This window comes from Paenibacillus sp. FSL H8-0175 (assembly GCF_045040615.1).
In the GTDB taxonomy this organism is placed as follows: domain Bacteria; phylum Bacillota; class Bacilli; order Paenibacillales; family Paenibacillaceae; genus Paenibacillus_AQ; species Paenibacillus_AQ odorifer.
On the sequence record NZ_CP150299.1, the window covers coordinates 595,173 to 617,552 of the forward strand.

A 22,380-nucleotide genomic window follows, 5' to 3' on the forward strand; every position below is an offset into this window, starting at 1 on the left:
GACTTATATCGGCATACATTAGGAAAAAATTTAATGATGTTGTTTTATCTCCGATGGCATTCTAGCACATGGACTAGGAAAACATTTGTGAAATAAATCACTTAAAAAATTAAATATTTAATTTATATCTGGATTATATCAAATTTTAAAAGATTTGAATACATAAATTAAAAAATATATGTGACAGAATACGACTTAATTTGCTAATGCCATGAATGGCGGAAAGATTCATAGCGAATGGGGAAGGGTAAGTAAAGGTAACACGGGATAACGATCCTACCCTAATTAATTCAGCTAAGGAGATGAGCTTATAATGGACAACAATGTATTTAAAGGGAAATGGAAACAGCTCAAAGGCGAGGCCAAGAAGCAATGGGGCAAGCTTACAGATGATGATCTTGACGTAATTGATGGTGAAAAGGATAAATTAGTAGGTAAACTACAAGAACGTTATGGACACACGAAAGAAGACGCGGAAAAAGAGTACCAAACTTGGGGACGATCCTACCGCGATTAATTCGTTACTAATGACGTCTATAATAAAATTCCAGAAGAAGAGCGCAAATCGCATCTGATTTGCGCTCTTCTTCTGCGTCCGTGGGCGGTTAGTTATCGAATAGGGCTTTAGTATGGTAGTATTATGAGATGAAAGTTGTAATTTATTTTGCCAAGGTGGGAGTGAATCTATGGGTTATCTTAAAATATTTTTTGGAAACACCGCGATGCTAATAGCTGTAGCCTATTTGGCTAATCTTATATATAAAAGCACCATTTCAAATGCAAGTGTAAGAATAAAGAAAGTAAGCTGGGTATTACTAGCCATCTTTGCCGGGTGGATTAGTACTCTTTTTGGATATAGGCTGGATGAGCATGTGATTTTTGATTTACGTTTTGTGCCACTTATTATTTCAACGCTGGCTTATCCGCATCCTTTCATTCTTGTTTTGATTGGTATAGGAACAGGTCTTACACGGTTAACTTTTGGAGTAAATGAGGCAGCAATGGCTGGTACAATTAATTTGTCCATTCTAGGATTTGTTTGTGCTGCGCTTAGCTACTGGGTCAGACGATCTAGCTTATGCATAGTGAACAAAGGTTTGATCGTGATTCTAGTCGTAAATGTAATGAATGCAATCAACATTATGGTGTTTGGTGTGATTCCCGCCCCAGAGTACATAAGAGAGATTATGCCGATTACTTTCCCTGCAGGGTTGATTCTAAGTGTTCTATTCTCCTTAATTATTCGTGACTTTCAATTAGGACTCTTACGGAATGTGCAGATTCAGCGTGCTAATGAACAACTGTCCGCCCAGACGGAGGAGCTGCATAAGAATAAGATAGCGCTTGAAGAACGTGCCGATCAGTTAATGATGGCTTCGCAATTTAAATCCGAATTTCTGGCCAATATGTCTCATGAGCTTCGAACACCACTGAATAGCATCATTAATTTATCGCAATTAATTGAAGACAATGATAATTCTCTTACGGAAGCAGAAATGAGTGAGTATGCAGCCATTATCCGCCGTTCTGGTGAAGAATTATTGATGATAATTGGCGATATATTAGATCTCTCCAAAGTGGAAGCAGGTCGATTGGATATTATAAATGAAGATTTAAGTGTTATTGAGATCCCAGAGATCCTGGCTATGCAATTCGCTGTCACGGCTAAACAAAAGGAATTGGAATTTACTATTGCTATGGAAGAAAATATCCCGCAAATGATTCATTCTGATCCACAGCGGATTCAGCAGATCCTGCGTAATTTGCTCTCTAATGCTTTTAAATTTACAAAGTCTGGCCATGTCGCACTCCGTATTCGCCAAGAGGAACGTGGGGAAAGAGCTATTGTGAAGCATTGGATTGTATTTGAGGTAGAAGATAGTGGGATAGGTATTGCACCAGAGAAGCATGCCATGATCTTTGAAGCCTTCCAACAGGCGGATAGAACAATTAGTCGAAAATATGGCGGAACAGGATTAGGACTTTCTATTAGTAATGATTTGGCCAGACTGCTCGGAGGGTTCATTACTTTAGAAAGTGAGGAGGGTAAAGGGAGTCGTTTTTCGCTTTATTTACCCCTCGAATTCATAGAAGAGTAAGCTCCAATATTATTTGTTAATTTGGCGTATTGACAGTAGATTGATGCGGAGTAGAATGAAGCAAATGCCGCATCAAAGGAGTGTTACCCCTTTCTATGAACAACATGGAAACTAAGCACACAGTTACTAGTTCAAAGCGTGTCCGTAAAACCTCAGTACATCGCAGGAATTTGCGCATTGCTACCTGGGAAGGTGTGCCATCGACCATTTTTCAGGTCCTGCTGCAAGGGCAGTTTCTAACAGGATTCCTGCTATATTTAGGAGCCACTTCAAGTCAAATTGGATTTGTGCTAGCGCTTACCACTTTGGTTAACGTGATGCAGATCGGGGTAGCTTTTTTGATTCAGAAGCTGCCAAGCCGCAAATGGGCTATGGTTACTTTTATCGGCCTGCATAGGATACTTTGGAGTTCTACGGGGCTAATTCCGTTTATTTTTCCTAAAGAGTATTGGGTCATGGCTTTTATAGCCTTATATACTACTGCTTTTATTGCCAATACGGCGGGTGGTGTGCTGTGGAGCTCTGTGATCAGCGATCTTGTTCCGGCACGTGTGCGTGGACGTTATTTTGGGATTCGTAATACGTTCCTGAATGCACTCGGTAGTCTGGTGATGTATGGTGGGGGTATCGTTTTGGATCGTTATCCCGGGAGCCATGGCTTTCTGATTCTTTATATTGTCGTGTGGATCTTCGCGATCTCTAACGTCGTTGTATTCTTTTTTTATCCCGACGTGCCTTTCGAGAAATCGGAAGAACATAAATTTTTACCGATGTTTAAGAAACCGCTTAAAGATACTTTATTTATGAAGTCTACTTTGTTTCTGGCCGCCTGGTTGCTGCTGCAGAATTTAACTGTTCCGCTATACTCGTATGTCATGTTGCAGTTACTTCATATAAATTATGAAACGTTATCACTGCTTAATGTGTCCCAGACTCTTTTTATGATGGCTAGTTTCTACGTTTGGGGTAATCTAAATGCAAAATATAGCAATAAACGTCTGTTGTTCTTTACGTTGCCGATTATTGCCTTGTCCTCGTTGATGTGGGGACTCTTGTCTGTGTTGCCGATGCTGTTGGTGTTGTTTGCCGCTCATATTGTTTTTGGTGTAGGTGTAGGCGGTTTCAACCAGCTGGCCTTTAATTTTATTATTGGAGACACGCCGAAAAAAGAACGGCCTATGTATATGGCGACCTATGCGGCGCTTACGGGTTTATCATCCTTTTTTGGTCCGCTTATTGGGGGACAGCTGTATGAAAAAATTGCCCACTGGCCGCAATGGACCCAAGTATACGGTATGCAGTTGGTAGTGGGAACGCTTATGATCGCTCTTGCCTTCCTGCTGGGCCGTCGTATTCTAAAGGACGAATAGAAGTAAAGGGGACTATTCCATGTTAAGGATTGCGTTGGTATTAGGGGCTACTGGATTAGTAGGGAAAGCGGTTACGGAGGAATTGCTGAATCGTGAAGGATGGGGTGAGGTGAGAGTGCTTGTACGGACTCCATTAGCTTTAGAACATCCTAAGCTTAAGCAAATCGTTGTGGATTGGGAGAGCCTGGCGGAGTATAGCGATTCGTTCGAAGGCGTTCATTCCATCTTCTGTTGCCTCGGGACTACGATCAAGAAGGCAGGTTCACAAGAGCAGTTCGAACGTGTCGATCTGGATTATCCGCTTGCAGCTGCTGCTATTGCGAGAGATCACGGTGTTAAACAGTTCTTGGTTGTTTCATCCATGGGGGCAGATGCCAAATCGCGCAATTTCTACAGTCGGACTAAGGGGAGAGCAGAGGAAGCGTTAAGCAAAATCGGTTTTCAAGGGCTGCATTTGTTTCGGCCATCCTTGCTGCTGGGTCATCGTGAGGAATTCAGACTGGGAGAACGCGTCGCGGCTAGATTGATGAAAGCACTGGAGTTTGTGATGGTTGGCAAAGCGGCTAAATATCGTGCCATACCTGGTGTAACTGTGGCGAGAGCTATGGTTAACATTGCCTCTGCTGACACGCATGGTTTGCATATCTACACGAATGAAGTAATACATGTGATTGGAAAACGTTAAGTTTTTCGGGCTGCTAATAAATTTGCATTACGGTGAGAACAGGACTTACAATGGACAATAAATGATCAGCGTTTAATGGAGAGGGGTAACAAGATGAGTAAAAAACAAGTAGCTACTACAAAAGCACCAGGAGCCATTGGTCCTTATAGTCAAGCCATTACCACCGGTAGTTGGGTATACACTTCAGGACAACTGGGCCTTAATCCCGAGACAGGGAATTTGGCTGAGGGCGTTCAGGAACAAGCTCGTCAAGCACTTAGCAATGTACAAGCTATTCTTGAGGAAGCTGGTGCATCACTGGATCATGTAGTGAAGACCACCGTATTCCTAAAAGATATGAATGATTTTGCAGCAGTTAACGAGGTTTACAGCACTTTCTTTAAAGAACCTTATCCTGCCCGCAGTGCCATTGAGGTTGCTCGACTTCCCAAAGACGGACTTGTTGAGATCGAAGCGGTAGCACGTAAGAAATAAATATGATTTCGCACTTCTAGATTATTCTACAAAAAAAAGGCGGGTTAAGGAGGATCACCTTCTTAGCCTGCCTTTTTATATTATCAAGAGGACAATCAGTATCTGCTGTATCTTCTGCGGCGTGGTGTGAGCAATAGCCAAATGCTGTAGAGCAGCAGAAGACCTGCCGTTACTGTGCCCGTTACAAAGACTGCATTAGCTTCTCTATGTTCCAAGGCGATCGCGATGAAAGCCCATACGAAGACCAGAGGATAGATGCTGTCTCGGTTAGGATAGCTGACTAACACCGCAAGCAGTGTCCCCACGCAGAGCATGATCACGGCCCAGGTTATCCCGCTAAGTCCAAACCCATCCCAATGATTTTTCTCCAGAACAACGCTAACATTCACGATAGTCGCCACAGAGATCCAGCCAAGGTATATACTAAAGGGTAGCTTGATCAGCCATTTCTCACCTGAAGTAGGATTTGCGATCTGGCGCGTTCGGCGATAGATAACAATGATGGAAATTAACATTAACACCATGGCAATCAAAGAAAGCTCGATATATAAATACTGCCAGAGGAAAAGCCAGCTCATATTAAAAACACAGCTCAGGATAAACCAGAACGAAATAGCTCGTACAGAATCCCTAGAACTTGTATAGGAGCGGAATTGATAAATAACGAAACCGGCTAACAAGAGGTAGATCAGCGACCAAATGGAGAATGCGTAGCCAGCAGGAGTCATGTAAGTCTTATATTTGTCAGAGATTTCTCCTGTACTGTTTCCGCCCAAAGGCAAGGTTACCGCCAGCACATTTACGATAATTACACCCACAAAGAATACGAGGTTCCACCATTTATAAGGATTATAACGTCTCAAATAATTCACTCCCTAGCTTTTTTAATAGGGTGTTGCTTATTTAGAATATACCCCTTTTTGGCCTAATTAAGACTATAAAAAGAAAAGAAGTGACTAGTGAGTCATAACATTCTTGGATAGCAGGGCAGTAGTGCGGGGTATTTTAAATGAATCAAATTACTGGGTGTTTCTATATCCTTCAACTTTATTTCATAAAAATCTACAGAAAATATGCAGAAATGTTTTTAAATCAGCGCTTTTTCGTATAAGATGAAGAGATGAAGATTCAAGAAAATATAAGTTTTGTCCTAGTTCTTTATCCTTATATTTACCGCAGGACCGCATTCCCTCTCTAAAAGAGGAAGAAGCGACTTCTACTTGTATAGCTTCAAAATTTATTTCTCGCGGAAAAGGTTGCAGTTACCCTTCCTGATGGTATGGGGCTGGTTCTTTTTTTGCTTGCTTAAAAGACAGGAGATCACCGATGACTAAGCATCTGTATGCAATATGGTTAGGGGACGTTTTATTTTGCTTCTCTGGCGAAACTTCGGAGCCGAAGGTTGACGCTTGGACTCGCGTAGTGAAGCGGATGGAGCTACAGGGAGGAGTGCGTCCTTTTGCAACTGCTGCTCTGCGTCTGGCAGAAGTGAAATATCCGGCTCCCCCTGTAGAGGGGAAGCCAGCCCGGCGCGGATTGCCCGGACGAACGTTCGAAGGGCTCGCCTTGGTTCCTAGCGATGCATTTCAACTGCTTCTGGCATGGGATGAGACGTTATGCCGAGAACAGGGAGTGGAGCCAGGCGGCGAACTGCGTTACTGGGCAGCAGCGGCACGTTTTGCGCTGGAGCTGATGGGTACTGGCGGGATTACGCCGGGTGCCTTGCCACCACGCCCTGTGGGCTCACGTCGCCGTGGCGGCGAACAGGCGGCGACGGTCTGCTGGTCGCCAGCTTTCCGAAAGCAGGAGGACAAAGAGATCTTTCTGCAGCTGGCAGCATCCATGCCTGTTCTTGCACTAGGAACGCATATCGCAGAGGCAGGGGATTTATCCTCTCGTGATGAGGCTGGAGCATATGTGCTTTACTCCTTTATGCAGGCTGTAATGACTGCTGAGATAAAAAAAGTAATTGCGGGCATTGAAAGTGAGTTAACCCCTTATAAAGCGAATTATCGCCGGGGTTATTCCCCTTTAACTGAACTGTGGTGGAATAGCCTTCTCACGGGAAGCCGAGATATACCCGTGCAAGGAACTCCAGCAGAGGTGACAGACCTTTTGGTCACTGTGAACGAGACCGCTGGCAGCGATGTGCCACATTCAGAACCAGAGGAAGCACGGAGCGGGCAGCTGGGTCTTGGGTTACGGCTGGAGCCGCCAGAAGACAATAATGAAGTGTGGCGGTTAACCTTCTGGGCGGAGAACAAGGAAGAAGGGGAATTCTGGTTTCCCGCCAAATCGATCTGGAGCAGTAAGGAACGAGAGTTTACGTTATGGGGTAAACGCTATCGCAATATCCAGCAGCAGCTGCTTATAGCGCTGGGCCGGGCTGCGAAGATATCGCCGGATATTCAGCGCGCTCTTGCTAAGCCTGCGCCTACGGGGGCGGATTTGGAACCGGAGCGTCTTTATTTCTTTTTGAAGGAGACGGTGCAGCAGCTGCGCGATCGGGGAATAACGGTGCAGATGCCTTCGCGCTGGAGCCGTGAGGGACGCCGCCGCATTGGCATGAAGATGAAAATGCAGCCGGGCGTGAACGGGGGCGATAGTCCGGCGCCCGCAGCTCTGGGTATGGAAGAGCTGATCTCGTTCCGTATTGAGGCCTCGCTTGGAGATAGTACGATTAGTGAGGAAGAATTAAATGCATTAGTAGAGGCCGGTGTACCTTTTGTACGTTTCCGCGGGGAATGGATCGAGATAGATCCTAAAGAAATCCGCCAGGTTCTTAGATATATGAAACGCCATGAAAACGGAGAAATGACTGCCGCGGATTGGATGCGCCTAGAAGCCGAGGATGGTGAGGATCGGCTCTGGAAAGGAATGTCCGTCACTGGGATGGAGACATCCGGGCTGTTGGCATCACTTATGCGCGGAGATGTATTACGTAATCTTCCGGTGCGTCCCGTACCTGAAGGTCTGCATGGAACTTTAAGACCTTATCAGGAGCGGGGTTATCAATGGCTGGCCGAGCTCAGTGGTCTGGGTTTTGGGGTATGTCTCGCCGATGATATGGGTCTAGGTAAAACGGTGCAGGTTATCACCTGCCTGCTGGACCGGGCGTTAAGTGCTCCCCGTGAAGAGAAGCAGGAGCCGGTGCTGATTCTCTGCCCAACTTCGCTTCTTGGCAACTGGCAGCGGGAGCTGCAGCGCTTTGCTCCTTCGCTTAATGTACACATACATCATGGTGGACGCCGTGTTCGGGGAGATAGCTTCTTAGAACTGGCAACCAGTCATGATATCGTACTGACGACCTATCACTTGGCAGGGCGTGACAGCGAGGATTTAGCCAATGTCCAGTGGTCAACAGTAGTGCTGGATGAAGCTCAATATATTAAAAATCACCGGACGAAGCAGGCACAGAGTGTGATGAAATTATCGGCACCGCATCGCATAGCTATGACAGGTACTCCGGTAGAGAACAGACTTGGCGAGTTATGGTCTATTTTCCACTTTTTAAACCCGGGCTATTTAGGAACCTATCATTCCTTCCGGCAGCGTTATGTGTCTGGTGAAGGTGGGGAACGCCTGCGGGAGCTACATCGCTTGGTATCCCCATTCCTGTTGCGGCGTCTGAAGAGTGACCCGGATATTTCTAAGGATTTACCGGAGAAGCTGGAGCTGAAGTCTTATTGCCCGCTGACCGAGACCCAAGCTGCCCTGTATCAGGGTGTCGTGGATGAAATGCTCGGTGTGATCGGGGAGAGCAGTGGTATGGCTCGCCGTGGACTGGTGTTATCCTCTCTGACGAAGCTGAAGCAGATTTGCGATCATCCTCAGCTATTCCGGAAAGAAGAAGGACGGAGTCCACGCAATGAACATTCCGGTAAAATGGAGGTTATGTTCGAGGTGCTGGACAGTGTCGCTGAAGTTGGCGAATCTGTGTTGATCTTTACGCAATACGTAGCGATGGGTGAGCTGCTGGTGAGCAAGCTTACTAAGCGTTATGGTACATCGCCGCTGTTCCTTCATGGGGGGATTCCAAAACGGGAGCGGGACGAGATGGTGCATGATTTTCAAGAGGGCAAGGGGCCAGCCTTCTTCGTGTTATCTCTTAAAGCGGGCGGAGTAGGTTTGAACCTAACCCGGGCCAATCATGTTATTCATTACGATCGCTGGTGGAATCCGGCAGTGGAGAATCAGGCGACAGACCGGGCTTTCCGAATTGGGCAGGATAAGAACGTACAAGTTCATAAGCTGATTTGCCAAGGAACGCTGGAGGAACGTATTGACGAATTAATTGAGCGGAAGAAAAGCCTTTCGGAGCAGGTTGTTGGTTCTGGTGAAACATGGTTGACCGAGATGTCTAATCATGAACTGAAGGAGCTTATTGAACTGCAGGATCAGGATTGGATGTAAAGAAAGACATGAGCAATACGGAGGGATCGAACAATGAGTGAACTGTTAGAGATGCGGCTGGAAGTTGTGCCTGGATTAGTAAAAGCAGCATGGACGGCTTCGCCCGGGAAAGTGACGGGAGGGTCGCGGGCAAAAGGTGAATGGAATGTCGGTACTTCTGCTGTTCCTCAGGGACAAAGAACGGAGCAACCTCTCTCTCTGAAGGTTCCAGTATGGCATGCTGCCCGTAGAAAAGAAATATTGCGGCGTCTGGCGCTAAGTCCGGATGAGGTATTTGCTTTGCTGCAAGGGAGATTGACGGGTGGGCTGGCGGAACTGGAGCTTCTGCCTACAGATACAGAGCTGGAGCAAGCCCTCTTTGAGGGGGAAGGGTTAGAGAACCAGGCGGAGACTCTGCAGCTTATAAAAGAACGACTTGCTGAAGAGCCGCTGCTGGCGCTTTCTCTGAGAGGATTTACTAAGGGAGAACTCCTGGATGGAATATTTGCCCTTTGGGCTGAAAGTGATATAGCTGCCGATGATTCTGAGACAGAGGCAGCCCCAGCTAGTGAGCTTGCAACAGAATTAGCACGGCTAGAGCGCAAGGGCCCCGCAATTTCTTCTGGGGAATGGCTTGCAGAAGCGGCTGCTGAAGGTTCGCTTCACCAGCCGGGACCGCAGTTCCATGAGATTACGGCTAGGCCATTTCCCTCATCGCCGGTAGTAGCAGCGGTAACGGAAGACTGGGGAGCTTTGCTGCCTCAGACACCTAAGGCTCTAGAAGGCCTAACTTTGATTATGAATCGAGTAGCAGAAGCTGCTGCCCGTCGTGCAAGTAAGGCGTAGTCAAACAGCAGTGGAGTTTAGAGAAGCCGCTTCCTATCTGAGGAGGCGGCTTCTTCTTTGTGTAAAGCTTCTGTAACCTTTTACTATTAAACTCTGTCTATGATTATAGAATAGAAGGAAATGGAAAAAGGAGGGTTTCATTTGAGACTATATGCCGTTTTTGCCCCGATAATCATTGCTGGGTTATTTCTGCAATCCTACATGGTAAATGATAATCTTGGTTTAGATTCGAGTATGGGGATAAATACCGCTGAGCTGAAGACGAATATGAATTCTTTGCAGGGGTATCCTGCTAAATTTAGCATGAATGACATAAAGCATGGATGGGGAATAGACGAGACTGGATTATGGACTACGAACGATGGAGGAAGTAGTTGGTACCATCCGGACAGCAATATTGTTCCTATTCCACAAGAAACAGGCATCTTTGCCGCAGCAAGCTTTTTCCTGAATGCCACAAATGGCTGGATTATAAGTAGTCATGGTATAGGGCAACCTGTCATGATCTATCATACCTCTGATCAGGGCCAGACCTGGAAGGAGACAAAACTTCCCGTCACGGAGGATTGGGAGCAAGGATACAGTGGCGGTTTTATTCATTTTATCGATGTGAATAACGGGTATGTGCTGCTGGATTCAGAACCTGGTCTCGGGATGATGGAGAAATCCTTGTATCGCACGGCTGATGGCGGGAACAGCTGGAAGCGAATCGGAAATCTAACGGGGAGTATTAAAGCCTATCCAACAGGGATAACCTTTCAGGATTCCCAGAATGGCTGGATCACCTCCAGCAACCATGGGCAAGAATACATTTTAACATTCAGAACTACGGATGGCGGGAAGAGCTGGAAGCCGGAGCAATTAAAGAAGCCAGCTGCTCTGGCAGCCTTTACTTACAGTAATAGTTATCCGCCTAAATTCTCAGGCAAAGACAATATGAAAGGCATCCTGCCGCTGGAGATCGTTGACGATGGGATTCGAAGTATGGTGTTTTACACAAGTGATAACGGAGGCAGGACATGGAAGCTTGGCCCTCAATTGCTCGGTACTGAGGCAGCGAGAACAACATGGCTGAACGCTCGTGAAGGTTGGGCTTTGCAGGAGGGCGGCAAACTGGTGGCGACTGTCAACGGGGGTGTAAGCTGGAGGTTGATTGCGACATCACAGCTATTCGCGAAGGCAGAAAACATTCAGTTCGTTACGCCGAAAAACGGCTGGTTGGCGGGTCCAGGATTTCTAAAGACCACTACAGATGGCGGCGTTACATGGAAGCCTTTGGTTAGTAAGCCTTGAGGCTGAATACAGCGGAACGCCGGGTCATGATTAGCCGTTGGTTGAGGTTTAGGGACTCAGGAGGCGTTATTCACACATTTATCGCCTATCCAGTATGTTTTCGGACTCCAGTGCAGCTATTTCATATAGGAGGGCGCAGATCCGGCGTTTTTATGTCGTTAGCGACTTTGGGGTCCGTTAGTATGCAAAATGGAGGATTATTTTGCGAATAAGATCGGCTGTGTCCGATAGCACCTTGCTTCGGCGGCGAAGGGTAACGATCAAACGGCCTAATCGATTAAAAAGAAGGGGGTGTCCCAGCAGCCATTGTCATGGCTTATGAGACATCCCCTTAATTTTTGAGAAATGTAGAAATATGAAAGCTTAAACCTGCCCGCCGGCAGGGGATTCCCCTTCTGCAAGTTCCAGAATCTCGCGGCGTAGGCGCAGCATTTTTTGATCCAGTTCATCGGCGGCGCGTGCGGCATCCTTCAATTCCTCCGCAACATGCGAAGGAAGCTGCTTATCGAATTTATAATACAGAATATGTTCCATACTTGCCCAGAAGTCCATGGCTAGGGTTCGCAGCTGTATTTCGGCTTTGACCCAGCGTGTTCCTTCCAGCAGGACGAGCGGAATTGCGACGATAAGATGCAGGCTTTGATACCCATTCGGCTTGGGATGGGCTATATAATCTTTGATCTCCAATACGCGAATGTCTTCGCGTGTGCTGAGGTGATCAACCAGGCGGTAAATATCTTTAACAAAAGCACATACAATCCGCATACCTGCAATATCGTGAATGTGCTGCTCCATATTTTCCAAGTTGAACTCGAAACCTTTGCGCTCCATCTTTTGAAGGATACTCTTGGGTTCTTTAATTCGGCATTTAACATGCTCGATGGGACTGAAGCCGTCACGGACCTGCCATTCCGTTTTGATCACATCGATTTTATTCTCAAGATCGTTTAGTGCATGGCGATAGAGTGCTGGCAGAGACTTGAACTCATTGATAAGATTTGTGAAATCCTCGTTATCCTGCCAATGTTGCAGATCCTTAACGTGTACCTGCATCTGTTTTAGCGTAAGCTGTGTGCTGTCATGTTCTTCCACTGAAACTCTCCCAATTTCGTTATTTGTGATTAATTCTATTTTAACCGATGTAGAACCCCTGACGCAAAATAACGTCTGAAATCAGGGAAAATAAGAATTTATAGGAACATTCTCCGCTAAATCGCGTATTAAAGCACATTAATGAATCTGTTCGATACATTTGGTATGATAGAAACACGTATCGCTGGAGAGGGAGGAACTGTAATGAGTTTTATGAAACGAATCAAAGATAGTGCGAGCCGGGTTACCGAAAAAGCACAAAGCTCTGTTGAGATCGGCAAGCTGAACGGGCTTATTTCCGATATTGAACGTGAGATGGAAGTGGAATTCACGAAAATGGGCAGGCTTTTTTATGAAGGGTATCGCTCTAAGGATATGTCTGTAGCTGAAGGCAAAATGGTAGAACTGGCACGGACCTGTTCCAAGCTTCAGGAAAAAATTGAAGTCCAACGCGCAAGAATTGCTGAACTGAAAAATGAACGGTTATGTTCTTGTGGCAATGTTGTGGCGCTCGATGCAAATTTTTGTCCAAAGTGTGGAAGTAAGCTGGAGGAGCTAACCACATCAAGAAAGATTCCGTCACCGCCGGTATTCGTCAAAACTGTGGATGAGGACGAAGAGGATGAGGATCAATACTATGGTGCGGATGAGCTAACGGATGAAGAGAAGGAGATTGCAATGAAGCTCCATCCGCAAAGTGTGGTGTATTCTGAGATCCTGCCTTCAGAGGATGATGAGCTGCCATTGGAGGAATATGCGGCGAACGAACATGACATTGAACGGGATCGCAGACATGCTGATCAGCTGGAACGGGAAAGACAAAGACAGCTTGAGCTGGATCGTCGCATCCGCGATTGGAACGCGAATGAACATCAGGAGGAGTCCGCAGTCACCCAGGACAGTGGTGTTCGTGATATGATTAAGTGTCAAATCTGTCGGAATGAATTGCCCAAGGGCTCCTTATGGTGCCCGCGTTGTGGATCGGAGCAAATATAGTACAGATATCAGTCAGCTTAGGGCTTAGGGGGACAACAAGATGGAACAGCTGCTGCTGCATCTGCGCAATCTGGGCTTCACGGAGATGGAGTCCAAAATCATGGTCGAGCTTGCGACTAAAGGTCAGGCTTCTGGCTATGAGGTTGCCAAACAGCTCGGAGTTTCAAGATCAAATGTGTATGCGGCGCTTCAGCGCCTAACACAGCAGGGATATGTACGATGTGGTGAAGGAGAGCCTGCGCGGTATAGTGTTCTCAATCCAGAGGAGCTGGCGACGATGATCTCGGGAAGAGTTCAAGCTTCGCTGGCTTATATGGAAAGTGAGATGCCTCGCGGAGGGCCTGTTAGTCCTTCTTTTTATAATGTAGAGGGCGACCGCAATGTAATGGGGGCGCTGATTCGCCAGCTTAACATGGCAGAGCAGGAAATTGTAGTGGATATGTGGCGCGAGGAAGCGTCGCTTCTGCGGAGCGAACTTGAACAGGCCGAACTGCGTGGCGTTAGGCTTTTATGGGCTTTTGACGGTGGAAATGCTGCTGCTGCCTCTTACCCGGTATGGCCGTCATTCGGAAAAGATTCGCAGCGGGCGGATGGACGGAAGTTCTCATTTGTGATTGACCGGAGCTGGTGTATGCTGGGGATGCGTTATGATGATGGATCGGCGCAAGCAGTGGTAACAGAGCACCCGGTGTTAGTGGAGCTGCTGTTGAATCATTTCACACAGGAAATGGTCTTGTTCGAGCTGGAGCAGGATATGGGCGCAGAATTAGTAGAGCGTTATGGAGAACGTTACAGCAAAATTCATAGCAAATATGTTATGTATGATCAAGGCGATGATGGGGAAGAACAGGCGCAGTAGTTATTATCATAGGGAGGTGAGAAGCATGGAATGTATCGTTCATTTTGAAGTGGTGCACAATGATGGTCCTAAAAAATTGCGTGGACTGTTGTTTCTGGATAAGGGAGCATCTCCTGGAGAAGCAGAATTAGTCGAAATGTTTAAGGATATGAATTTTAACGTGAGACTGGAAGACCGCGAAAAATTGATTTTTAAACCGGTAAATCCGGGAGATTTCTTGGAGATTCGAATTACGGGTTATGATAACGGTCAGGAAAAGAGCAAGGATGATCATAATTTAAAATCGATCGTTGGAAATTTATTGCCTCAGAAGCCGACAGGTCTGTAATGTGGGGAGAATGGATTCAATGATGGGAGAAGGAGGAGCACTATGGAGCTGTTGAGACAAAAAGTGTTGAAAGAAGGTATTGTACTCGGGCAAGGAGTGCTCAAGGTGGATTCTTTTCTGAATCATCAGATGGACCCCTTCCTGATGCGTGAGGTTGGCCGTGAGTTTATCCGCCGGTTCGCTGGCGAAGAAATTACGAAGGTGCTGACTATAGAATCCTCGGGGATTGCTCCGGGGATTATGACAGCATTAGAGCTGGAGGTTCCGCTGATTTTTGCCCGTAAGCAGAAATCGCTGACGCTGACAGAAGACATTTACGTGGAGAAGGTCTACTCCTTCACGAAGAAAGAAACGAATGAAATTACCGTTTCGAAGAAATTCATTGCTCCCGGAGAACGGGTGCTGATTGTTGATGATTTCTTGGCGAATGGTGAAGCCGCCTTCGGACTTGCCCGTATTGTTGAGCAGGCGGGGGGAAGTGTGGTTGGAATTGGTATTGTGATCGAAAAAGCGTTCCAGCCAGGAAATCGGCTGCTGCAGGAAGCGGGATATCGCGTAGAGTCACTTGTGCGTATTGCTTCACTGGAGGACGGAAGAGTCACTTTCGTGGAAGACGAGGAAGAGCCTCTTGTTTGAGGATTTTGGAATGCATTCTCAAACAAAAGCTATAGGATATACAAAACAGCAAGCGAACTGGTAATGAACCAGTCGCTTGCTGTTTTTTGTGTGTATGGTATGCACGGGTCAGGTTACCCGTTGCTGCCGCATGCCGCTGCAGTGTCGGCGGGCAGCTGTACGCTGTCCGCCGCCAGCGGCGATAGCACCCGCAGCGCCCCCGGCTCGCAGCGAACGGCCAGCGGCCCTTTGCCGAGGCTCTCGCCGTCGCCGATCGCAGGCCGGGCCTCGGCAAAGCCTACAGCTACGCTACGTCCGCGCAGCATAGACACGAAGGGCAACGCCACATGCTTGCCCTTCAGTACCGTGGGGAACAACCGCAGCAGCTGCCCGCGGCTGCACCCATGCACGACGCAGACGTCAAGCTGGCCGTCATCGGCCTTTGCCTGCGGGCAGATCAAAAGCCCGCCGCCGTAGCTGGGCAGGTTGCAGATCGAGACCAGCCATGCCTTCTCGAAGGCGTGCTCCGTACCGTCGCAGACTACGCTTACCCGGCAGGGCTTGAATGTCATCAGCGTATGCAATATGCCGATGATATACGCGAGCTGGCCTGCTCCAATGGCATTGCACAGCCTTTTGTATCGGCTGGCATTCACATTCTCGGCCACTTGAGCATCAAAGCCATTGGCAACGGCTGTTACGGTCAGTCCGTTTGCTCCTGAAAGCAGGTCTGCTTCGATATACCGCTCGCTAAGGGCGGCCTCCAGCGCGGCTTCTATGGAAAGTGGAATGCCGAACCCCCGGGCGGTGTCGTTGCCGGAGCCGGCAGGAATTACGCCCATGGGGATATCTTTGCCGCAAAGTGCACCCAAAATGCTATGGAGCGTGCCGTCACCGCCGATTACAATCACGGCTTTCCAATCCTCGCGATGCTTTAGTGTATTTAAAACAAGGGCTTCTGCACCCTCTACGCTGTGCGTAAACAAGGACATGAAAGGCAGCGAACGCTCCTTCATGAGCGCCTCTACAGTATGCCAGGTCCGGCCGCCTGCTCCCCCGCCGGAACGCGGGTTTATGATAAATAGATACATATGATTTCCTCCAGCCTGTAGAATTCCATTGATGCCCTTTCTACATTGTAAGGAGTGGATGGGCAAAAGGGAATACTTTTCAGCGATCAGAGGGGCTGCTTTTTGGGGGATTACAGATGGCGAATCTGACTTTCTGCGATATCACCTGCCCAAGGAAGTTTATACCACCTGCCACTTAAGGCATGGTAGATCATTAACAGCCACACCCCAAAGCTGCAAAGAGAGACGAGGGCACTCATCAAGGGGCCGAGGAATGGGACCAATCCGGTTAGAACGTGGAGGATCATCAGCACCCCGAAGGTAATCAGTGATTGCAGCGAATGGAACAGCACAAAGCGGCTGCGTTTCTCCAATGCGAGAAAGACGACGCCGCCGAGAAAAGGGAAAAAGTAACATAACGCGCCCGCTATATTATCGGGCAATCCGGTGGATGATTTAAAAGGGGACAATGGGCTCACTCTCCTTCTGCTTGGAGAAGAAGGGGCTTGATTGTTCGAATCCTTCTTCCTTACAAGCCTATGACTTGTCAGGAAAAAGTATGTTTAGCTCATTGAAGGGAGAACATACTTTTCAAGCAGCCTGCGAGGGTTCTTCCAGTTGTTTGTCTTGCTCTCTGCTGTAAAGACCACTACAGCATCCAGATTGGGAAAGAGCAGAATCTGCTGCCCGCCATGCCCGTGGGCGAGCTTGTAGGGCTGCCCGCTCATCGTACCGATCCAAAACTGATATCCGTAATCACCAAACGCTGGATATCCCTTAGCTTGAGCGGTAAGTGCATCCTGCAACCAATGTTCTGGGATGATTTGCTGCTCTGTAAACACTCCATTATTCAGCAGGCAGATTCCGAATTTAGCCATATCCCGAGACGTTAGGTGCAAACCGATATGACCCATGCTATGTCCTTCGGGGCTAGGTAACCAAGCGGTATTAGCCATTCGGAGTGGAGTGAATAAATGCTGTGCTGCATAGGGAAATGCATCAAGACCTGTAGATTCACTAATCATTATCGAGATTAGATGTGAGTCGATGCTTCGATATTGGAACTGGCCGATTTGTTCTGGAATAATGTTCAAGCTAAGGCCAAAGGAACCCCAGCGGCGGCTGCGATGGAGGTTCCGAACGAGCGGTTCACCAAGTTTCTTCCCTGTGATCCAGCTAAAACCGGAAGTCATGGTAAGAAGATGACGGAGTGTGATCTTTGAGAGATGTGGGGAGTGAAGGTATGGAATATGCTTGCGAAGAACCTCGGACACAGAAATATGGAGATCAGGCATCTCTCCACGGCCGATAGCGATTCCCGTAAGGACGCTGACAAAACTTTTGGTGGCAGAACGGAGATCATTTAATGCTCCAGCATGATGGTCGTTATAATAACGTTCGAAGATAAGTTTTCCGTGACGCACAATAAGCATGCTATGCATCTTGGGGTATTCTTTTAGGATAGCTTGATGGGCTTGTTCAAGACACTCCAGGCGTGTATCGGTGTCTTCTGGCGCTGCGGTAGTCATTAGGGGAATTACAGGCTGAGCCATAACGATCTCCTTCTCATTTGTTGATAAATGCAGTTTCCCTTGCTGTTTAGGTTATTTTATTTTAACCAGTTTGGAGACATCTGACTTACGAAGGCAGCTGTAAAAAATAATATTTTCCAAATAGTACATTTTACAAGGAAAGGTGGAAGTTAATCCGGAATATGATACAATATAACGATAAGGCCCGAAAGGAGTGATTCAGTAAGTGGCTCTTCGGGTAATAAAAGTGTCAAGGAGCTATCGTTCATCAGGCGTCCTTACTCTCAGCCCAAATCACGACGAACCTGCTTCACCGGCAAGGCGGTGTTTCAAAGGCTAGATTTAGCTTTAGATTCCACGTGTTGACGGATAGTGCAAGCCACGTATGTGTAATGGATACTTCACTTGCATTCGAGGTTACGGCGTACTTTTCATCATGCATTCTCTACAACGGAGCATTCATTTTCAATGTTTTGGGAGGGAACTGATCATGGCAAGTAAAGGTCATAACGAAGTCAAGGAAAGTCTACGGGAAATGACACGCATTTTCCGGCCCAAAGATCCCAAGAAATTCGTAAAGGAGTACGTCCGAAAGTATCGGATTACAGGAGGCTATGAAGAAGAACTGACCATGGTCGTGGAACACGAGTTGGTACGGATGAATTCATCCGTCTCCTAGCTAACAGATACGTTTGTCACTTGCTTAACTTTAGACATCATTTTGAGTAATAACATCCACGAGGATTCTTATAAACCGTGCCCGAGCGACTTTTGTTGCTGGAATCGGTTTTTTTTGTATGTCCATTTACGAATAAGGAAAAGTCTTCCTCATAGAATAGTCAAATGAATTAATAGACACATTTTAAATTGAATGCGCTTTCTTTATTATTTTTTATTTGTTTGCGTTTTCATAAAATGCTATAAAATCCAGATGGGACAAGGGGTTATTGTGTCGAAAATTACAATGTGAACTAGTTGTGAACGATTGACAAAACTTTCCCTTAAACTTATATTAATAGTGATTGTTATAATTGACAGAAAAAAACAGGAATCTACGAAATCGGGAAAAGCGGGGTAGATCAATGATGAAAACGTGGCAGGCTGTAAAGCGACTCCTTCCCATGACCGCTATGTTTGGACTCTTTCTTGCCGGGTGCGGTCGTGAGGACTTGTCAGTACTCAGACCACAGGGACCTGCAGCAGACAGATCTTACGGATTAATGGAGCTGTCGATCAGCATTATGATCGTGGTGTTGCTGATTGTCTTTACGATTGCAGCTTATGTACTGATCCGCTTCCGCAGAAGACCGGGTCAGAATGAAATCCCTGAGCAGGTTGAGGGCAGTATGAAACTTGAGATTCTCTGGACAGTCATTCCGCTCATCCTTGTTGTAGTACTGGCCGTGCCAACGGTTAAAGCTGTGTTTGCCGCTGGAGATGATCATTCCAATGACAAGAATGCGATCAAGGTTAAAGTAACCGGCCACCAATACTGGTGGGAGTTTGAGTATACCGACTATAAGGTAACTACAGCGCAGGACCTGATTATTCCGGTGGGCAAAGATATCGCCTTTGAACTGGAAACTAAAGATGTGCTGCACTCCTTCTGGGTCCCTTCTCTTTCCGGTAAAATCGATACTAACCCAGCTGGAACGATTAACCGCTTTAGCTTTAGTGCGCCTAATGAAGGCGTTTACCGTGGGAAATGTGCGGAGCTATGTGGTCCTTCTCATGGATTGATGGAATTTAAGGTGAAATCAGTTAGTGAACAAGAGTTTCAAAAGTGGATTGATTCGATGAAAGCACCTGTAGCTGTGCTGCCAGAGGATCCTGCTTTAGCTGAGAAGTTCAAAGCGGCATGTCTGACTTGCCACGCTGTAGGTGATCAAGGGATTAATAATGCGCCGAACTTGACCGGAATTGGTTCTCGGGAATCGATTGCTGGAATTCTTCTCAACGACGACACGAGGGAAGATGGTGCGCCGATTGAAGAGAATCTCAAAACCTGGCTGCACGACCCGCAATCCGTAAAACCAGGCAATCTGATGCCTAACCCCAAAGATCTGGGCCTGAGTGATGCTGAGATTGATGGCATTGCAGAGTATCTGGCCAACTATAAGCTGGACTAATGCCTTAGCCTAAAGGCGGGCGGAACTTTCGAAAAGGGGGGACGAACTTTGGCTCAAGCAGCGCATACCTTGAATTCATCCAAGCCTCTGGGGCACGGTCACAGTGTGAAGCGCCATACAGGACTTATGGATTGGCTAACAACCGTCGATCACAAAAAAATCGCGATTTTGTACCTATGGGCCGGAGGATTATTTTTTGGCATCGGGGGAATTGAAGCGCTTCTGATTCGTTGGCAGCTCATCAAGCCGATGAATAACTTTTTGGATGCACAAACGTTTAATGAACTCATAACCATGCATGGTACGACGATGATCTTCCTCGGCGTCATGCCAGTCATCTTCGCACTCATGAATGCCGTCATTCCGCTACAGATCGGTGCACGTGACGTAGCCTTTCCTTTTCTAAATGCACTTGGTTTCTGGACCTTCCTGTTCGGCGGGATTCTACTGAATCTTAGCTGGGTTATGGGTGGTGCTCCTGATGCCGGGTGGACCGCCTACACCCCACTATCTACGAGTACATACAGCACTACACACGGTGTAGACTTCTATACGATCGGCTTGCAAATTGCCGGATTAGGGACCCTCATCGGGGGGATTAACTTTCTAGCCACGATCATTACGATGCGTGCGCCGGGAATGACCTATATGCGGATGCCGATGTTCGCCTGGACCACATTTATTACTTCCGCCATTATTTTGTTTGCTTTTCCAGCAATAACAGTAGGTTTAGTACTGCTGACATTCGACCGGATTCTAGGAGCCAATTTCTTCGAAGTTGGAGCCGGAGGAAGTCCAGTGCTATGGCAGCATATCTTCTGGATATTTGGTCACCCGGAAGTGTATATTCTCATTCTGCCTGCCTTCGGGATTATTTCCGAGGTCATCCCAACCTTTTCGCGTAAAAGACTGTTCGGATATAGCTCCATGGTGTTTGCAACCATCTTGATCGCCTTCTTAGGTTTTATGGTTTGGGCTCACCACATGTTCACAACTGGACTTGGACCTGTAGCTAACGCGTTGTTCTCCGTATCAACGATGTTAATTGCGGTTCCGACCGGGATTAAAATTTTTAACTGGTTGTTCACGATGTGGGGCGGGCAAGTACGTTTCACAACCCCTAACCTGTTCGCTGTAGGATTTATTCCTACATTTACTATGGGGGGAGTAACTGGAGTGATGCTGGCGTCCGCACCTGCTGACTTTCAGTTCCATGATACGTATTTTGTTGTAGCGCATTTCCACTATGTTATTGTAGGTGGTTTGGTGCTTGGCCTGTTCGCAGGTCTGCACTACTGGTGGCCAAAAATGTTCGGAAGGATGCTGAGTGAGACGCTGGGCAAGTGGACTTTCTGGACGTTTATCATCGGATTCCATCTGACCTTTTTTGTACAGCATTTCCTTGGGCTTATGGGGATGCAGCGCCGCGTATTTACTTATTTACCAAATCAGCAATTTGATTTGCTAAATCTAGTCAGTACCATTGGTGCAGGACTTATGGGTGTTGGTATGATTATTTTCTTGGTGAACATCTTCCTGACTTCCAGAAAACCAGCGGATGCAGGCAATGATCCGTGGGAGGATGGACGTACATTGGAATGGACCATTCCTTCACCGCCGCCAGAATATAACTTCAAGCAAACACCTCTTATTCGGGGGATTGATGCCTTCTGGAAAGAAAAAGTAGCAGGGAATAAAGGCATGACACCAGCAGAGCCGGTGGGCTCAATTCATATGCCGTCAGCAACGATTTTACCGTTTACGATGTCTATCGGAATTTTTATCGCTGGGCTTGGCTTTATGTTTAGCCGTGATGAATTCGGCAATGCTTTTATGAGCTTCCTGTTTAATAATTATATCGTTACAGCCATCGGTCTTATTATTACATTTGGATCCATGCTGATGCGTTCGCTGTATGATGATCACGGATGGCATATTGAACCTGAAGAGCTGGAAGGAAGTGAGCGGACATGACAACGGCACATGCAGAAGCTTCTAAGGATACCTTTCCGCACGAGCCGGAAAAAGCTACGCTCGAAGGACGCAACAAGGTTCTTGCCTTTTGGTTGTTTCTAGGCGGCGAAGCGGTATTGTTCGGCACGTTGTTCGCTACTTTCCTCGCACTGCGTAATCAGACGAATGAGGGGCCTTCGGCGAATGAACTGTTTCACCTGCCGCTTGTAGCCGCTGCAACATTCATCCTGCTGGTAAGCAGTCTGACGAGTGTATTCGCTATTCAAGCAATGCACAGAAATCGGCCGGCACTGCTACGGAATTGGCTTTTAGTTACTGTAGGTTTAGGTTTAGGTTTCCTGGTTTTGGAGATCTATGAGTTTACTCAATATGTAAGACACGAAGAATTCGGAATGACCACAAGTGCATTCAGCTCGGCATTCTACACACTGGTAGGATTTCATGGTGCGCACGTAGCCTTCGGGATCGCTTGGATCTCCATCTTGATCGGGCAGCTCGCCCGCAAGGGGTTAACGGTTGTTACTGCACCAAAAGTGTATGTGTCAGCCATGTACTGGCATTTTATCGATGTAGTATGGGTCTTCATCTTTACGGTTGTATACCTACTCGGAAAGGTGGGCTAGGCA

The 22,380-nt window shown here is 47.1% G+C and carries 21 protein-coding genes; 16 read left to right on the plus strand and 5 right to left on the minus strand.

The features are described from left to right. Positions 1–313 precede the first annotated feature (313 nt). The 5 genes from MHH46_RS02620 to MHH46_RS02640 all read left to right on the plus strand — a co-directional run bounded on the left by MHH46_RS02620 (position 314) and on the right by MHH46_RS02640 (position 4,628). Positions 314–517 carry a CsbD family protein gene (locus MHH46_RS02620; protein WP_036682530.1) on the plus strand — a complete coding sequence of 68 codons (204 nt, stop codon included), beginning with the start codon at positions 314–316 and terminating at the stop codon, positions 515–517. A gap of 169 nt (positions 518–686) precedes the next feature. Continuing rightward, complete coding sequence (locus MHH46_RS02625) at positions 687–2,099, plus strand: ATP-binding protein (RefSeq protein ID WP_076179738.1); 1,413 nt, start codon at positions 687–689, stop codon at positions 2,097–2,099. Positions 2,100–2,194: 95 nt separating this feature from the next. Further along, positions 2,195–3,469, plus strand: coding sequence for an MFS transporter (locus MHH46_RS02630; RefSeq protein WP_051491245.1), 1,275 nt, complete (start codon positions 2,195–2,197; stop codon positions 3,467–3,469). A gap of 19 nt (positions 3,470–3,488) precedes the next feature. Beyond that, a complete protein-coding gene (locus tag MHH46_RS02635; protein ID WP_076124502.1) occupies positions 3,489–4,154 on the plus strand; it encodes an oxidoreductase in 666 nt (221 codons plus the stop codon). 93 nt (positions 4,155–4,247) lie between these two features. After that, a complete protein-coding gene (locus tag MHH46_RS02640; RefSeq protein ID WP_036682524.1) occupies positions 4,248–4,628 on the plus strand; it encodes a RidA family protein in 381 nt (126 codons plus the stop codon). Between the two features lie 95 nt (positions 4,629–4,723). On the opposite strand, the gene MHH46_RS02645 is transcribed toward MHH46_RS02640, so the two are convergent. Next, positions 4,724–5,491, minus strand: coding sequence for a TspO/MBR family protein (locus MHH46_RS02645; RefSeq protein WP_076124500.1), 768 nt, complete (start codon positions 5,489–5,491; stop codon positions 4,724–4,726). A 463-nt stretch (positions 5,492–5,954) separates the two neighbouring features. On the opposite strand from MHH46_RS02645, the gene MHH46_RS02650 reads away from it, so the two are divergent. From MHH46_RS02650 to MHH46_RS02660, 3 genes are all read left to right on the plus strand, one after another. Next, entirely contained in the window at positions 5,955–9,041 is a 3,087-nt protein-coding gene (locus MHH46_RS02650; RefSeq protein ID WP_076193696.1) for a DEAD/DEAH box helicase, read from the plus strand. 33 nt (positions 9,042–9,074) lie between these two features. Then, complete coding sequence (locus MHH46_RS02655; protein ID WP_076193698.1) at positions 9,075–9,866, plus strand: hypothetical protein; 792 nt, start codon at positions 9,075–9,077, stop codon at positions 9,864–9,866. Between the two features lie 141 nt (positions 9,867–10,007). After that, positions 10,008–11,159: a YCF48-related protein gene (locus tag MHH46_RS02660; protein ID WP_076193700.1), complete on the plus strand. Its 1,152-nt coding sequence runs from the start codon at positions 10,008–10,010 to the stop codon at positions 11,157–11,159. Between the two features lie 363 nt (positions 11,160–11,522). Here the strand turns inward: MHH46_RS02660 and MHH46_RS02665 are convergent, their stop codons facing one another. After that, complete coding sequence (locus MHH46_RS02665) at positions 11,523–12,212, minus strand: GTP pyrophosphokinase family protein (protein WP_051491247.1); 690 nt, start codon at positions 12,210–12,212, stop codon at positions 11,523–11,525. Between the two features lie 243 nt (positions 12,213–12,455). Between MHH46_RS02665 and MHH46_RS02670 the strand changes: the two genes are divergently transcribed. Genes MHH46_RS02670 through MHH46_RS02685 form a run of 4 tightly spaced genes read left to right on the plus strand, consistent with a single transcriptional unit; the run spans position 12,456 to position 15,070 of the window. Continuing rightward, entirely contained in the window at positions 12,456–13,247 is a 792-nt protein-coding gene (locus MHH46_RS02670; RefSeq protein WP_076193702.1) for a zinc ribbon domain-containing protein, read from the plus strand. A 40-nt stretch (positions 13,248–13,287) separates the two neighbouring features. Next, the gene (locus MHH46_RS02675; RefSeq protein WP_036682516.1) at positions 13,288–14,106 is read left to right on the plus strand and encodes a TrmB family transcriptional regulator; all 819 of its coding nucleotides are present in this window, start codon (positions 13,288–13,290) and stop codon (positions 14,104–14,106) included. Positions 14,107–14,131: 25 nt separating this feature from the next. Beyond that, positions 14,132–14,434: a hypothetical protein gene (locus MHH46_RS02680; RefSeq protein ID WP_038568522.1), complete on the plus strand. Its 303-nt coding sequence runs from the start codon at positions 14,132–14,134 to the stop codon at positions 14,432–14,434. A gap of 42 nt (positions 14,435–14,476) precedes the next feature. Then, on the plus strand, positions 14,477–15,070 hold the full coding sequence (locus MHH46_RS02685; RefSeq protein ID WP_076101352.1) for a xanthine phosphoribosyltransferase: 594 nt from the start codon (positions 14,477–14,479) through the stop codon (positions 15,068–15,070). 113 nt (positions 15,071–15,183) lie between these two features. Here MHH46_RS02685 and MHH46_RS02690 read toward each other — a convergent pair whose 3' ends face one another. The 3 genes from MHH46_RS02690 to MHH46_RS02700 all read right to left on the minus strand — a co-directional run bounded on the left by MHH46_RS02690 (position 15,184) and on the right by MHH46_RS02700 (position 17,672). Beyond that, positions 15,184–16,140 (minus strand): diacylglycerol kinase family protein, encoded by a 957-nt coding sequence (locus MHH46_RS02690; RefSeq protein ID WP_076193704.1) that lies wholly within the window; start codon positions 16,138–16,140, stop codon positions 15,184–15,186. A gap of 110 nt (positions 16,141–16,250) precedes the next feature. Next, positions 16,251–16,589, minus strand: a complete 339-nt coding sequence (locus MHH46_RS02695; protein WP_036682511.1) for a DUF4870 domain-containing protein — start codon at positions 16,587–16,589, stop codon at positions 16,251–16,253. Positions 16,590–16,682: 93 nt separating this feature from the next. Continuing rightward, positions 16,683–17,672: a serine hydrolase gene (locus MHH46_RS02700; protein WP_076193706.1), complete on the minus strand. Its 990-nt coding sequence runs from the start codon at positions 17,670–17,672 to the stop codon at positions 16,683–16,685. Between the two features lie 469 nt (positions 17,673–18,141). Between MHH46_RS02700 and MHH46_RS02705 the strand changes: the two genes are divergently transcribed. From MHH46_RS02705 to MHH46_RS02720, 4 genes are all read left to right on the plus strand, one after another. Further along, positions 18,142–18,330 (plus strand): hypothetical protein, encoded by a 189-nt coding sequence (locus MHH46_RS02705; protein WP_019913840.1) that lies wholly within the window; start codon positions 18,142–18,144, stop codon positions 18,328–18,330. 403 nt (positions 18,331–18,733) lie between these two features. After that, positions 18,734–19,780, plus strand: coding sequence for a cytochrome c oxidase subunit II (coxB, locus tag MHH46_RS02710; protein ID WP_076124488.1), 1,047 nt, complete (start codon positions 18,734–18,736; stop codon positions 19,778–19,780). 126 nt (positions 19,781–19,906) lie between these two features. Continuing rightward, positions 19,907–21,754, plus strand: coding sequence for a cytochrome c oxidase subunit I (gene ctaD, locus MHH46_RS02715; protein WP_076124740.1), 1,848 nt, complete (start codon positions 19,907–19,909; stop codon positions 21,752–21,754). Beyond that, positions 21,751–22,377, plus strand: a complete 627-nt coding sequence (locus MHH46_RS02720; RefSeq protein WP_038568531.1) for a cytochrome (ubi)quinol oxidase subunit III — start codon at positions 21,751–21,753, stop codon at positions 22,375–22,377. Before ctaD ends, MHH46_RS02720 begins: the two co-directional genes overlap by 4 nt. The last annotated feature ends 3 nt before the right edge of the window (positions 22,378–22,380 follow it).